Annotated in this window: 18 protein-coding genes; all 18 read right to left on the bottom strand. The window is 33.5% G+C overall.

Annotation, left to right across the window (positions count from 1 at the left end):
- Positions 1–10 precede the first annotated feature (10 nt).
- The 18 genes from fliP to fliG all read right to left on the bottom strand — a co-directional run bounded on the left by fliP (position 11) and on the right by fliG (position 14,236).
- Entirely contained in the window at positions 11–775 is a 765-nt protein-coding gene (gene fliP / locus CDO51_RS04070) for a flagellar type III secretion system pore protein FliP (protein WP_089023027.1), read from the bottom strand.
- A complete protein-coding gene (locus CDO51_RS04065) occupies positions 759–1,292 on the bottom strand; it encodes a FliO/MopB family protein (protein ID WP_089023026.1) in 534 nt (177 codons plus the stop codon). Before CDO51_RS04065 ends, fliP begins: the two co-directional genes overlap by 17 nt.
- Positions 1,293–1,316: 24 nt before the next feature.
- Entirely contained in the window at positions 1,317–1,679 is a 363-nt protein-coding gene (locus tag CDO51_RS04060; RefSeq protein WP_089023025.1) for a response regulator, read from the bottom strand.
- Between the two features lie 30 nt (positions 1,680–1,709).
- Positions 1,710–2,903, bottom strand: coding sequence for a flagellar motor switch phosphatase FliY (fliY, locus tag CDO51_RS04055; RefSeq protein WP_089023024.1), 1,194 nt, complete (start codon positions 2,901–2,903; stop codon positions 1,710–1,712).
- Positions 2,893–3,894, bottom strand: coding sequence for a flagellar motor switch protein FliM (gene fliM / locus CDO51_RS04050; RefSeq protein ID WP_089023023.1), 1,002 nt, complete (start codon positions 3,892–3,894; stop codon positions 2,893–2,895). Before fliM ends, fliY begins: the two co-directional genes overlap by 11 nt.
- Positions 3,895–3,928: 34 nt before the next feature.
- Positions 3,929–4,384 (bottom strand): flagellar basal body-associated FliL family protein, encoded by a 456-nt coding sequence (locus tag CDO51_RS04045; protein ID WP_158212310.1) that lies wholly within the window; start codon positions 4,382–4,384, stop codon positions 3,929–3,931.
- A complete protein-coding gene (locus CDO51_RS04040; protein WP_089023021.1) occupies positions 4,374–5,180 on the bottom strand; it encodes a flagellar motor protein MotB in 807 nt (268 codons plus the stop codon). Before CDO51_RS04040 ends, CDO51_RS04045 begins: the two co-directional genes overlap by 11 nt.
- The gene (locus CDO51_RS04035; protein WP_089023020.1) at positions 5,167–5,973 is read right to left on the bottom strand and encodes a flagellar motor protein; all 807 of its coding nucleotides are present in this window, start codon (positions 5,971–5,973) and stop codon (positions 5,167–5,169) included. Before CDO51_RS04035 ends, CDO51_RS04040 begins: the two co-directional genes overlap by 14 nt.
- Positions 5,974–5,983: 10 nt before the next feature.
- On the bottom strand, positions 5,984–6,220 hold the full coding sequence (locus CDO51_RS04030; RefSeq protein ID WP_089023019.1) for a flagellar FlbD family protein: 237 nt from the start codon (positions 6,218–6,220) through the stop codon (positions 5,984–5,986).
- 36 nt (positions 6,221–6,256) lie between these two features.
- Complete coding sequence (locus CDO51_RS04025) at positions 6,257–7,489, bottom strand: flagellar hook protein FlgE (protein WP_089023018.1); 1,233 nt, start codon at positions 7,487–7,489, stop codon at positions 6,257–6,259.
- Positions 7,490–7,591: 102 nt separating this feature from the next.
- On the bottom strand, positions 7,592–7,987 hold the full coding sequence (locus tag CDO51_RS04020; protein ID WP_089023017.1) for a TIGR02530 family flagellar biosynthesis protein: 396 nt from the start codon (positions 7,985–7,987) through the stop codon (positions 7,592–7,594).
- Between the two features lie 78 nt (positions 7,988–8,065).
- Entirely contained in the window at positions 8,066–8,497 is a 432-nt protein-coding gene (locus CDO51_RS04015) for a flagellar hook capping FlgD N-terminal domain-containing protein (RefSeq protein ID WP_089023016.1), read from the bottom strand.
- 26 nt (positions 8,498–8,523) lie between these two features.
- Positions 8,524–10,020, bottom strand: a complete 1,497-nt coding sequence (locus CDO51_RS04010; RefSeq protein ID WP_089023015.1) for a flagellar hook-length control protein FliK — start codon at positions 10,018–10,020, stop codon at positions 8,524–8,526.
- Positions 10,021–10,052: 32 nt separating this feature from the next.
- On the bottom strand, positions 10,053–10,691 hold the full coding sequence (locus CDO51_RS04005; protein ID WP_089023014.1) for a MotE family protein: 639 nt from the start codon (positions 10,689–10,691) through the stop codon (positions 10,053–10,055).
- Between the two features lie 19 nt (positions 10,692–10,710).
- Positions 10,711–11,151, bottom strand: a complete 441-nt coding sequence (gene fliJ / locus CDO51_RS04000; RefSeq protein WP_276206987.1) for a flagellar export protein FliJ — start codon at positions 11,149–11,151, stop codon at positions 10,711–10,713.
- A gap of 26 nt (positions 11,152–11,177) precedes the next feature.
- Positions 11,178–12,494 (bottom strand): flagellar protein export ATPase FliI, encoded by a 1,317-nt coding sequence (fliI, locus tag CDO51_RS03995; RefSeq protein WP_205842100.1) that lies wholly within the window; start codon positions 12,492–12,494, stop codon positions 11,178–11,180.
- Complete coding sequence (locus tag CDO51_RS03990) at positions 12,487–13,233, bottom strand: FliH/SctL family protein (protein WP_089023012.1); 747 nt, start codon at positions 13,231–13,233, stop codon at positions 12,487–12,489. Before CDO51_RS03990 ends, fliI begins: the two co-directional genes overlap by 8 nt.
- A complete protein-coding gene (fliG, locus tag CDO51_RS03985; protein ID WP_089023011.1) occupies positions 13,226–14,236 on the bottom strand; it encodes a flagellar motor switch protein FliG in 1,011 nt (336 codons plus the stop codon). The genes CDO51_RS03990 and fliG overlap by 8 nt, the downstream gene beginning before the upstream one ends.
- Positions 14,237–14,243 lie beyond the last annotated feature (7 nt).

Genomic DNA, 14,243 nt, shown 5'->3' with positions numbered 1-14,243 from the left:
TTTTCACCTCTTATCCAAAACTTATCAAAAGCGATCTTGTAATTAAATACCATCCATCAACCAGTACAAACAATAATATTTTAAATGGTAATGAAATCATAACTGGTGGTAACATAAGCATACCCATGGACATCAATGTACTTGCTATAATCATATCTATAATGAGAAATGGTATAAAGATTAAAAACCCAATCTGAAAAGCGGTTTTTAACTCACTTATTACAAACGCCGGTATAATTATATGAGTTGGCACTTCGTCAATCGTTTGTGGATTATCAACCTCAGCATAATCAATAAACAAAGCCAAATCATCTTCCCTAGTTTGCGTATACATAAATTCTCTTATAGGTTCTAAAGCATTTTCAACTGCTTCATCTTGACTGATTTCCTCTTCTTGATATGGAACCCAGGCTTCTTCATAGACTTGTCCCCAAATAGGACTCATAATGAAAAATGTCAAAAACAAGGCTAGTCCAATTAACACCTGATTTGGCGGCATTTGTTGAGTTGCCAAAGCGTTTCGAACAAAAGACAAGACAATTACAACCCTGGTAAATGATGTTGTTAAAATCAAAAGAGATGGTGCCAAACTTAGTATTGATAATAAAATAATAATTTGTAATGTAAGTGCTAAATCATCAGGGCTATCCCCTTCACCCATCTCAAATTCAAAACTAGGAATAGGAAATGGCTGAGCCAAAACTTGCGACGGGACAAAAACAATTGCTAGTAAAACAATTAAACATACCAAAGACCTTTTATTTATCTTCTCCATTGCCATCTCCACCCCTGTTCTTCGTCCGTCGCAGTTTATTAAGTTCCTCTTGTAGTTGTTGTTCAAATATTTCTGTATCAGCACTATCGTCATTTTTATTAAATTGGTTTCGAAATTTAGTTTGTATCTTTTGCCAAACTGAAGCAAGGGATCCTTTTGAAATTTGGCTTGAAGATTCTTTAATTAATTGCAATTCATCTTGGTCTAATTCTACATTAGTCAATAAATTTAATTCTTTACCTGCTCCAATTAAGAGAATCTTGTCCCCTACCTCTACTAATACCAGTTTTTTTTCATTATCTAAGGGGAGGCTATCTAGTACCCTCATATGTTTACCTTCATTTAAATTAAATGAATACCACTTTAAAAGTTTCAAAACTAAAAAAAGTAGACCGATCACTACTATAAATCCAACAAGATACGTCAATAAATAGGTGAACTGTTCAGTATTACCACCTAAAGTATTAGCATCTTCTGCTTTTAGATTGCTTGACAATAAGTTGAACGTATCAATCATTCTAAAGCCTCCCTATCTTCCAAATTATCCTAAAGCTTTGTTGATAGCTTCCATTACTCGATCTGGCTGAAAAGGTTTTACAATAAAATCTTTAGCTCCTGCCTGTATGGCTTCTATAACCATTGATTGTTGTCCCATAGCAGAACACATAATAATATTAGCAGCTGAATCTTTTTCTTTTATTTCTTTGAGAGCTTCAATTCCATCCTTTTCTGGCATAGTAATATCCATTGTAACTAAATCCGGTGAAACTTCATCATATTTTTCAACAGCTTCTTGTCCATTTACAGCTTCTCCAACTACCTCGAAACCATTCTTTGTAAGGATATCTTTGATCATCATACGCATAAATGCAGCATCATCTACGATTAATACTTTTTGACTCATAGTAAAGCCCTCCCTTTTAATTTATAATTACTATTGAAGCTTATTTATTCTTTCTTCAGGACTGATAATTTCGGTTATTCTTATTCCAAAGTTTTCATCAATCACTACTACTTCTCCTTTAGCAATCAATTTTCCATTAACTTTAATGTCTACTGGTTCTCCAGCAATTTTATCGAGCTCAACTATTGAACCCGGAACCAATTCAAGTATTTCTTGTATCTTTTTCTTAGTTCTTCCTAATTCAACTGAAACTTCTAAAGGCACGTCCATTATTAACCCAATATTCGAAGATTCAGTTTGATTAGTATTATTAGCTGTACTTAAAGGAGCAAATTCCACTGGTTGATAATCTTTTTTAGGTTGTTCTTCTTGTTCTGCAGTTGATTGGGTTTGTCTCGTAACTTCTCCTTGAGTAGTATATTTTCCCTCTAACTGGTCAATATTTTTGTTGCGAGGTTGTTCTTCTTTTTTAGGTACATTTTCTTGTTTTTTTGAATTAGCATCTTGACTACTAGAATTATTATCAGTCGAAGTCAAAGATTCTACCATACTTTTTGCTAGCTTTAATGGTATCAACGACATTATTTCGCTATCAATTTGATTACCAACTTTTAAATCAAAAGCAACTTTAATTAAAGGTTCTTCGGGTAAGTCTTCTTCTGCTTCTTCAGTACCTAAATCTAGCATTTTTGTATCAGGAGGTGAAATGTTAATAGCTTCACCAAACATATCAGACATTGAAGTTGCAGCTGAACCCATCATTTGATTCATAGCCTCACTAACTGCACTCAAGTGAAACTCTTCAATTTCATCAGCTGTAATGTTTGTCCCATCTCCTCCCATCATTAAATCAGCTATAATTTTAGCATCTTCTTGTTTTAATATGAGAACATTGTCTCCTTCAAGACCTTCTAAGTATTCTACCTCTACAGCTACATGCGGTTTTGGGAATTGTTCTTGTAGTGTTTTATAATCACTTACTGTAACTTTCGGAGTAGTAATAGAAACTTTTTGATTTAAAATTACTGATAAGGTTGTCGCGGCAGTACCCATGGAAATATTTCCGATTTCACCTATGGTATCCTTTTGGGTATCTGTTATTTTAGATTGTCTACCACCGTCTGTATTACTACTATCATTTGTTTCTGATTTTGAATCATCAGAATCTCCTTTTAAAAGAGCATCAATTTCTTCTTGTGATAAAATATCCTTGTTATTTTCCAAGGGAATCCTCTCCTTCCCTGACAATATCGGTTATCTGGACAGCTAATTTTTTCTTAAGTGAACCAGGTTTCCCTTTAAATTTAGTTTCTCTTCCAACTATGATATCTATTTCTTCTTCATACTGTCGATCCAATGAAATCACATCACCTTCTTGAAGATTCAAAAAGTCCTTAACAGTTATATTAGTACTACCAAGTTCGGCAATTACAGGTATTTCTGTTTTTTGTAACCTGTCCTTTAAAGCTTGCGATTCTTCATCTGTAATCTTTTTGGGGTGACCTGTAGCAAACCAAAATCGAGCTGACAACTTATCTATAACAGGTTCTAAAAAAATATAAGGTAAACATATATTAAAAAGCCCTTCTGAATCCCCTATCTTTACAGAAAAAGCTACAACTGAAACTATTTCATTAGGAGATACAACTTGGGTGAATTGAGGGTTGTTCTCTATTCTTTCAAACTGTATTTCAACATCCCCTACATTTTTCCATGCTTCTTTCATAGAGGATAGCATACGGTCAAAGATTTTTTTAACAACTACTTCCTCAATTTCAGTAAGTTCTCCTGTACTTTCAAAAGAATCTCCAGGACCTCCTAATAACCTATCAATAATTGCAAAAGCAATGTTAGGATTCAATTCCAATAACGAATTACCTTCCATTGGTGGGGCAGAGAAAACACCCATAATCGTTGGACTCGCTAATGATCTCATAAATTCATCATAGGTTACTTGATCCACTGATGCCAACTCAATCTCAACGTAAGTCCTTAGATAGGCTGATAGGTATGTACTAAGTAACCTAGCAAAATTTTCGTTTATCATTTGTATGGTCCTAATTTGATCTTTGGAGAATTTTGCTGGTCGTCTAAAATCGTAAGGTTTTACTTTTTTAGTGGATTCTTCTTTTTTTGCTTGTTCCATCTCTAAGTCCCCTGTAGAAATGGCCGACAATAAATCATCTATTTCAGATTGTGACAATACCTCTGACATATATTTTATCCCCCCTAACGACTAGGGCTTTAACTTAAGTAATTAGCGGTCTGTTAAAGTAGACATTGACTACTTCGCCCTCTCTAATGTGTTTATTAACAGTATCTTGAATTTGTTGACGTAGTTCTTGCATTCCGTCTTGTTCATTCAGTTCTTCTGATGTTTTACTCCTAATAGAAGTATATATATTATCTTCAATCTGGGGTTTTCTCTCTTCAATTTCTGATTTAATGTTTGAATTAGATAATTCTAGAATTATTTCTAATTGAAATATTCTTCTAGCCCCATCATCAGCTAAATTAGTTGTAAACTCACCTAAAGAAAATGTCACTCCAGTAAATTGAACTATTTCATCATCAGATTGGGCTTCTGTGCTTTCTTCTACTACTTGAGTCGCAATTAGATAAGCTATACCACCTGCTGCAATGATCAAAAATAAGCCAATTAGTGCTGCAATACCAATTTTAATTAATAGATTTTTAGAGTTCAATATCATCCTCTCCCTCATCAATCATTTCTGTGGTATCTCTGTCATAAAACTCTCCTTTTTCCCATATAGACCACAATACTGTGATATCAACCCTTCGATTAAGCTGTCTATTTTCTGGACTATCATTTGGTACCATTGGTCTATATTCACCGTAACCAGTAGCTGATAATCGTTCAGGATCTAATTCACCTGTTTCAGTAAGATTTCTTAAAACTGTGGTAGCCCTACCGGTAGACAGTTCCCAATTTGATGGAAATTCAGGTGTATTTTGTGGTACATCATCAGTAAAACCTTCTACTTTAATTTCATTAGGAACTTCCTTTAAAATACTAGCAATTTCATTTAGAATATCAACACCTTCTCGTTTTAAGTTAGCACTACCCGGATCAAAAAGAACTTTATCTTGAAACCGCAGGACTACTCCATGTTCTTCTTTATCTAACAGTACCACATCAGCCAGATCAGCTTCATCAATATATTCTTTTAGCTGATCGTAAATATTTTCCATCATTCTTTCTTCTTTCTCAGGTATATTTCGATCAGGAGATGGCAAAGTAATATCCGGGTCTTCTTTTGGAATCTGAGCTTGGTGTTCTGATAAAACCCCTGAAAAACTTTCATGTAAAGAAACAAGAACTCTATCAAATTTTTCTGCATCAATAGTAGACATGGAATATAACAGAACAAAAAATGCTAATAGAAGAGTGATTGTATCAGCATAAGTTTGTAACCAGTTACCACCACTACTATCAAAATCTTGTTCTCGGTTTCGCCTTTGCCTATTAAACTTCGGCATTGGCGTCCACCACCTGCTCTTGAGAGGCATCACTATCTACTTCATCTCGTGCTTTTGGAGCTAAAAATGCCTTTAATTTTTCTTCTACAATTCTTGGATTTTCACCAGCTTGTATACTAAGCATCCCTTCTAACATAACTTCCTTTAAAAGAATCTCATCATTACTTTTAACTTCTAACTTATTTGCTATTGGCAAAAAGACTAGGTTTGCTATAACTACACCATAAAGAGTTGTTAATAAAGCCAAGGCTAGTCCAGGTCCAATAGTATCTGGGTCATCGAGTTCATCTAACATACTTATAAGACCGATCAAAGTCCCTGTCATACCAAAAGCAGGTGAATAAGTCCCCATAGTTTTGAATATTTTCTGTCCTATTTTATGTCGCTCTTCTTGAAAGGATAGTTCTGTTTCTAAAATACTTCTAACTAATTCTGGATCAGTTCCATCAACTACTAATTGTACTCCTTTTTGTAAAAAATCATCACCCATCTCTTGTACATCATCTTCTAGAGCTAAAAGCCCTTCTTTTCTGGCCTTTTCAGCTAAATTAACTAAAAGATTAATAGTATTTCCTGGATCCATTGTTTTTGTTTTAAAAGCATTTCTAACTGTTTTCGTAATCGAAAAAAACTGATCTAGTGGATAGCTTACCAACGTCGCTGCTAAAGTACCACCAATCACTATTAGTACAGAGGGGAGACTTATAAAAGCTACCACATTTCCTTCAAGAAACACAGCAATAATTAATAACAAAACACCAGCTATAAGTCCTATAATTGTAGATATATCCAAGTTTCCCACCTCATTTCTTACCATCGTTTGCTTTTTCGCCTTCTTTTAAGATTACCGTCGAAGGGTGACACCCAACCCTACGACGATAGTCAACAACTAAATTTACAACCTGATCAGAGGATTCCTTAACTAAGACTTTACGTCCTGTCACTAAGCTAATAACAGTATCTGGAGTTTCTTCAATGAACTCAATTAAATCTGAGTTTATTGTATATACTTTACCATTAAGTCTTGTAACTTTAATCAAAAAAACTCACCTCATCTAAAAAGCCTTAAGTACTTATTATTTTAAGTTTACAAGCTCTTGCAAGACTTCATCCCCTGTACTAATAGTACGAGAATTAGCTTGAAAACCTCTTTGAGTTACGATCATATCAGTAAACTCTTGACTCATATCTACATTTGACATTTCAAGAGCTCCAGGTCTTATTTCACCTCTACCACCTGAACCTGCTATACCAAATCTTGGCTCTCCTGAGTTTTGACTAGGTGTATATAAACCACTTCCTTCTTTATTTAATCCTGCAGGATTACTAAAGTCAGCCATAGTAATTTGACCTAACTCTCTAGTTTCACCATTAGAGTAAATACCAGTTACTACACCAGCAGCATTTATTCCAAAATCTTCAAGGTCCCCTTGTTGTCTTCCATCTTCAACAGTCCCTTCTACTGTTGAGTTTCCATCACCATCAGAGTATTGAGTAATGTTTGAGAGATCAAATTCAATTTCCAGGTCTTCAACATCATCGCCTAGATCGAGGTTTAGATTTGCAATTTCACCATCTTTTATTTCTCCATTATTGTCAAAGGTTAAATTGTCATCTGCTTCCACTGTTTCTTGATTTCCATTTTCATCCTCATAGCTAAATTCAACTTCCCATTCATTACCTTCCTGTTTAGTAAAAGTAACATCAATTGTATGTTTTCCACCTAGCGCATCGTATACATCAACTGTTGTAGTAACACTGTCCTCTTCTTCAGTTTTTGAGTCTAAATTCCCCCGATAGCTCACATTTTCTGTTGCTTTCGGTGAGACAACATCACCTAAAGGAACTTCAATATCTCCCATTTCATCTGTATCAATACCACCATCTTCATCAACTTGATAACCTTGAACTTTATAACCTGTGCTTTGCGAAACTAGATTACCATCACTATCTACACCAAAATTACCTACTCTAGTAAAGTAATCTGACTCTCCATCATTAACAGTAAAAAACCCATCACCTTCAATAGCTAGGTCTGTTCTTCTTCCTGTGTTTTCAAGACTACCTTGAGTATGGATAGTATCCATACTACCTATATTCATTCCTAACCCGATTTGTTGTGGGTTAGTTCCGCCTCTATCATTCGGAGCCGTAGCAGACTCTAAAGTTTGATTAAAAGCTTCTTCAAATGTTACCCTATCTGCTTTAAAACCAGCAGTGTTTACGTTAGCTATATTATTTCCAATGGTATCTAACCGTTCTTGATGATTCCTAAGTCCAGCAACACCTGAATTTAATGATCTTAACATAATTTAACCTCCTTATTTGTAAGGGTTTAATCTGAACTTACACAGTCTCTGTAAGTCCTTGGGCTCCCTCATTAGAGGTCCGGCCCATTTTTAAGTACCCTTTTATAAAATTACAGCACTATCAATATTAGTAAAAACATTTTCTTTTAATTGAGATTCATCAGCAGCTGTTATAACAGTTCTATTTTCAACACTAACGACAAAAGCTGTTTTATCTAGTAACACAAGTGATTCTTTAGCCCCTTTTTCTTTAGCTTTTTCAATCGCTTCATTAAGCTTGTCTAACTTTGTCTTATCCATATCAATATTTCTAGACTCAATTCTGTTTTGCGCATGTTTAGAAAAGCTAATCGTTTCAAGTTTGTCTTCTAATACATTAGAAAAGTCTTGTTTGTTTAAATCCTGTGAAGATTTTTTGTAAGTAGTTTTAGATACTTTTCCTGCTTTACCAGCTGGCATCATTGGCCTTAACTGTCTAGTTTCAATAAAATTATTCATTGTTAAGCAACTCCTTTTAAGGCAGTATTATACCCCCCTTGTACTCAAGCATTATACAAATTTAGGATAATTCGGATTTTATTTATTGTCTTGAGTATTTTGTTCTAGCATTGGTTCTTTAATATCTTGTATATTGGATAATTCAATTTCCTCACCATCAATCTCTAATGTCGGGGAATCACCAAAGTTTTTTACTGCAGTGACTAATCCTTGTTTTGTATCACCAGCTTCTGTGTGTGCAACGACATCTTTTCCTAACATACTCATCATATTATTACGTTCATTGTTTTGATTTAGGTTGTTAAGTTGTTCAAGTTGACTAAATTGTGTTATTTGAACAATAAATTCACGGTCATCCATTGGATCTAAAGGATCCTGATTTTGTAGTTGTGTTACTAATATTTCAGTAAATTCTTCTTGACCTAATTCTTGATCATCTTCTATCTGAGGTAGTGCTCTACTACCTGCTCTTTGAGTAGCAGCCCCCCCCATCATACCTCCTACATCCATTTTTCCACCCCCAAATTAGGTTGACATTAAACTTTAAGATCAAGTGAACTAGAAGGTGACACCATATAACTATTATTCTCATAATTAGTTGAAGTCATTTGGTTATTTTCGATAATAGTTTCAGACTCATCTTCTAAATCACTTAACCCTGTAAAATTATACTTATGAAAATCTAAGTCTTCTTTCTGTGAATCTCCTTGTTCTACATCTACATCAAGTTCACTAAACTCTAAGCCTTCTTCTCCAAGTTGATTTTTTAAATCAATTAAATTTGTTTCAATGACTTCTCTTATTTGATGATTTTGAGCAAAAATTTGTCCTTTTAATTCACCATCTTGATAAGAAAATTGCATCCGTAATTGTCCTAAATGTTCTGGTTTAAGTTGTAATCTCATAGTAAAATCTTCATCGTGTTGTTCAGTTTTAACCTGTTGGATCATTAGGTCCCTAATTTGATCTATTAGCTCTTGACTCTTATCTAAGTTCACCAGTTGAAATGAATCACTACCTTTACTTTCTAAAATATTAGTAACTTCTATGTTGTTTAAAAAATTGTTTTGATTTGAGTTTCTAAATAGAAGATCATTTAAGTTTGAATTATCATTACTACTTTCGTTTAATAATTGTAGTATCTTTTTAGATAAAAGACTATCCTTATATCCATCCTCACTGGAGTTGATAATGTTAGCTACTTCTTCTCTGATTTTTTTAATTTCTTGCATCTCTTTTTCATAAGTAGGTTTCTTTAGTTTACTAAGATCTTGAATGAGCTCTAGCTTTTCACTCTCTTTTGCATCAAACTGTGTTAAGTTTGCTTTAATTTCATCGCTTATCACCTTTTTTATGAAAGAAAGTTGTTCATCACTTAGCTTGTCCTTTATTTCAGATAGCTGTTTTGATTCGTTGTTTAGTGTATCTAACTTTTTAAGCATTTCAACAATGTTTTTCATTTCTTTTTGTTCTAAGTTATCTAATTCAAAAGATTCTTCATTAGCCATAGATTTTAGTAGTTCAGTTACTTCTTGTTTTTCAATTTGATTTGAATCATTTGCTTCTAAAGTATTTTTAAACTCTAATAGTTTCATTGTTAGCATTAGATCATCTAAATCTAAATCTTCAAGTTGAAATTCAACTCCATTAGTCTTTAAATTGGCTTCAAATTGATTTATTAATGAATCTAAATCACCTTTGATAGATTCTAATAAGTCTTTTATGTCTAGAGAATTTGTTAGCATATCTTTTTCTTCTAAAAAATCATTAGAATCACTATTAAACCCAAGCAGTTCTAAAAAGTCATTTTCTTTTAATAATGAGGATAATTCTTTAATTTCTTCAAATATTTCATCAGTTTTTTCTGCATCCTTAAATACTTTTACTAAATCATCTTTAGTGATATCTTCATTTTTTTCAACAAGTGTATTGATTACATCTTCAAAACTTGAATTATCTGCATTATTATTGCTTACTTTTTTCATTCTATCTTTAGGTGGATTTGAGATTATATCAAATATAGCTTCTGCCACTCTTTTCACCTCCTTTCAAAAATATACTGAATTTAATGAGATGATAATTGTTGTGTAATCTCTTTTGCTCTATCAGGATCCATCTCTGTTAAAATATCAGCTTTATGATCAGTAGGTAACTCTCGTAAAATATCTATATGTAGTTGTTGATAAGCTAGATCACTATCATCTTTTGCTAATTCCTCTAAAATTTCAGCTGCATCTCCAGCTCTCATCTCTTTATATGTATTAGCAAGTGTTTCTAATCGTTCATTTTCATCTTTTAACAGTGTGAGTTCTTTTTCTCTATTTTCAACTTCAACTTTACTTTTTTCAAGCTCCTTTACCTTTTCTTCAAGCTGCTTTTCCTTTTCTTCAAGCTTCTCTTCTCTTATTGATAGATCTTCCTTTTTTGATTCTAGATCATCTAATTTTTCTTTTTCCTCTTTTGTTATAGTTATTTTATCTTCGTCATCGCTATTTTTATCTTCATCATCTTCTTCATCTTGATTATCTTCTTCTGTTTCTGGAAAAACTTCCCCGATAACCGGTACATCATTTGCATATGAAATAATATCTATTAAACCAAATACTTGCGCTAAAACTCCACCCATAATTACCATAAAAAACAGAATCGATATCGCAATTAGTAGTAAAGTTTGTGTTGTTAATCCCGAACTATTTTGACTCAAAATTTCTCTCTCCTTTTTTTTACCGAGAGTAGACCGATTGAACAGTCATTTCATCTAATACTTTTTGTTCTTGTTTTAAAGATTCCTTTCTAAACTCCTGGTAATGTCGCTCTTTAAGCTTTTCTAGTACTCTTTTTTCTTGCTTTGCATCAATCCACTCTTGTCTCACATGTTTTAGTTCTTTTTCTGCAATTTGTAGCTTATAACTTTGATTAGTAATTTGCTCATCTAAGCTTGATAAATAGTTATGATAGGTTTTTAAATACTGAATTTGAACTGGGTTTTTTTGAGTATCGTTAAGTTCTTTAATAATAGATTCCTTTGATTGTTTTAATTCATTTAACTGCTTTTCTATTTGGTCTTTGTATTTTTGTGCTCTTTGAAATTCATCTTTTTTCTTATCTTCATTAATCTCTTTTACCCGTAAAACTCTATCTAACGAGAAATGGAACTTTTTAATAATATCACCTACTTAGATGAGTTATTTTATTCTTTCAAGAATTTCTTTAACTTTTTAACCGTCTTATCAAAATCACTCTTTTCATGAATTTGTTGTTGTAAAAAGTCATTTAACTCATTTATTAATTTCAACGCCCAATCTACTTTAGGATTACTTCCTTCTTGATAAGCACCTATTTCAATCAAGTCTCTGGCTTCTTCATATGCTGCTAAAGCTGAATTTAATTTATGGGCAGCTTGTTGATGTTTTTCATCAACTATATCTACCATTACCCTTGAAATACTTTGTAATATATCAATTGCAGGGTAATGATTTTGCATTGCTAGTTTCCTGCTTAAAATAATATGCCCGTCTAGAACCCCGCGTACAGTATCTGACACTGGCTCGTCCATATCATCTCCATCAACTAAAACAGTGTATAAACCTGTAATGGTTCCTTTTTCAGAAGTACCAGACCTTTCTAATAATTTAGGTAAAATTGCAAACACTGATGGTGGATACCCACGAGTAGCAGGGGGTTCCCCAGTAGCTAATCCCACCTCTCTCTTAGCTGTAGCAAATCTTGTTAATGAGTCCATCATTAACATCACATCATTACCACAATCCCTGAAATATTCAGCTACAGCTGTTGTTGTTAGAGCTCCTTTTAACCTAAGTAAAGCCGGTTGATCTGAGGTGGCAACTATAACAACACTATTTTTCAGTCCTTCTTCACCTAAGTCTTTCTCTATAAACTCCCGAACCTCTCTTCCCCTTTCACCTATCAAACCAATCACATTGACAGATGCAGAGGTATTCTGAGCTATCATACCTAGTAAAGTACTCTTACCAACACCTGAACCTGCAAAGATACCCATTCGTTGTCCTTTTCCTAAGGTTAAAACTCCATCAATAGCTTTAACCCCTGTTTGAATGGGTTCTTTTATCCTGCTCCTCTGCATTGGAGCAGGCGGGGATTTTTCCATATCATACTTTGTATCTATATTTTTTAAAGGACCTTTCCCATCAATTGGTCTTCCTAGTCCATCAATAACTCTACCAATCAAACCAGGTCCTACTGAAACAGACATAGACTTTCCTGATGTAACGACCTTATCACCAGGAGCAACATATGTAAGTTCACCTAAAGGCATTAATAATATTTTATCTTCATTAAATCCAACTACTTCACATTCAATTTCATGATTTTTGCTTCTAATTATGCAGAGATCCCCTATTTTTGCTGATGGACCACAAGCTTCTACTGTAAGCCCTACAACACGAGAAACTTCACCTTGTAATGGCTTAGTATCACACTCATCTACAGCTCGAAAAATCTTTGATAGATCAATATTATTAGCCAAGTTGTACCACCTGCTTCAGTGAACGGTGAAGCTCTTCAAGCTGGTTTTCGATATCAAGGTCAATATGACCATTTTCACCAAGCAATACAGGAGAACCAATTTGTAAGTTGAGATCTTCAACCAATTCAATTTTAATTTCCTTAAAATTGCATTTTAATTGTGTGACATTTTCAGAAAGTAGAGTATAGTCTTCGGGGTTAGCTCTAATCGTAACTCTTTTTTGATCATTAAGCTTCTCTATACCATTTTTTACCAGATTGATAATTGACTCTTTATCTTCTTCTAACTTAGTTGATATAACTTTTCTAGCAATATTTAAAATTAGCTGCACTATTTGAGGTTCAGTTTCTGATAAGAGTCTACAGTAATCATCTTCAGCAGCTTGTACTACTTTTTTTGCTTTTTGTAATAACTCTTCTTGTTTTTCTTCTATTACCTGTAATCCTTCATTTTTTCCTGCTTCATACCCAGCCTGATAACCTTCTTTTTTAGCGTTTTCAAAAATTTGTTCCTTTTCTTTTTCAGCTTGTTCTTTGATAGCATTTGCTTCTTCATAGGCTCTTTTCTTTGCGTTTTTTATGATTTCTTCAGCATCTTTCATTGCGTTACTTGTCATACTTTGAGCGTTAGATTTATTAACTCCATTCCCGTCATTTTTATTAGTTGATTGCTTCATTTTACATTCCCAAACAAAAGGAGAACTAGGTGTTAAACTATCAGACTTATATACTTTAGACAATTACCTCATCCTCCTTACCACGTGCTACTACAATCTCTCCACTTTCTTCGAGACTTCTAATTAAATTAACAATTTTTTGTTGTGCTTCTTCAACATCTTTTAATCGGACAGGACCCATGTAATCCATCTCTTCTTTAACAAGTTCTGCCATTCTATTTGACATATTTTTAAATACTCTATCTTTAACTTCATCTCCAGCAACTTTTAGCGCCATAGTTAAGTCTTTTTGTTCAACTTCTCGTATCACTCTTTGTATTGACCTATCATCAAGTAGAACAATATCATCAAATACAAATAATCTTTTCTTTATTTCTTCCGTTAAATCCGGATCTTGAGTTTCTAGGTTTTCTAGAATTGTTTTTTCTGTTGCTCTATCAACATTATTTAAAACATCAACTATAGATGAAATACCTCCAGCTGATGTGTAGTCTTGACTCATAACAGAAGATAATTTTCTTTCTAGTATCTGTTCTACTTCTTTGATAATCTCAGGTGAAGTTCGCTCCATTACTGCTATACGTCTTGATACATCAACTTGTTTATCAGATGGCAATGAAGATAAGATCATTGATGCTTGCTCAGCTTCTAAATATGCTAATATAAGGGCAATAGTCTGCGGATGTTCATTCTGGATAAAGTTAATAATTTGACTAGGTTCGGTCTTTCTCATAAATTCAAAAGGTCTCACTTGAAGAGAAGATGTTAACCTATCAATTATGCTCATAGCTTTTTGTGACCCTAGTGCTCGTTCTAAAACATCTTTTGCATAATTAATTCCACCCTGTGATATGTAATCTTGTGCTACAGCCATCTGATGAAACTCATTAAAAACTTCTTCTTTTTGCTCACTATCCACCTTTTGTACATTAGCTATTTCTAATGTTAGTTGTTCAATTTCTTCTTCAGATAAATGTTTCATTACCTCGGCAGAAGCATCACTACCTAAAGAGATCATTAGTATTGCCGCTTTATGTTTTGGTGAAATTTCATTCGGTGGATTCAATATACTC

It is taken from the genome of Natranaerobius trueperi, from assembly GCF_002216005.1.
Classification (GTDB): domain Bacteria; phylum Bacillota; class Natranaerobiia; order Natranaerobiales; family Natranaerobiaceae; genus Natranaerobius_A; species Natranaerobius_A trueperi.
Note: the sequence above shows the minus strand (reverse complement) of the source record. Positions and strands in the feature narration are given on the sequence as shown.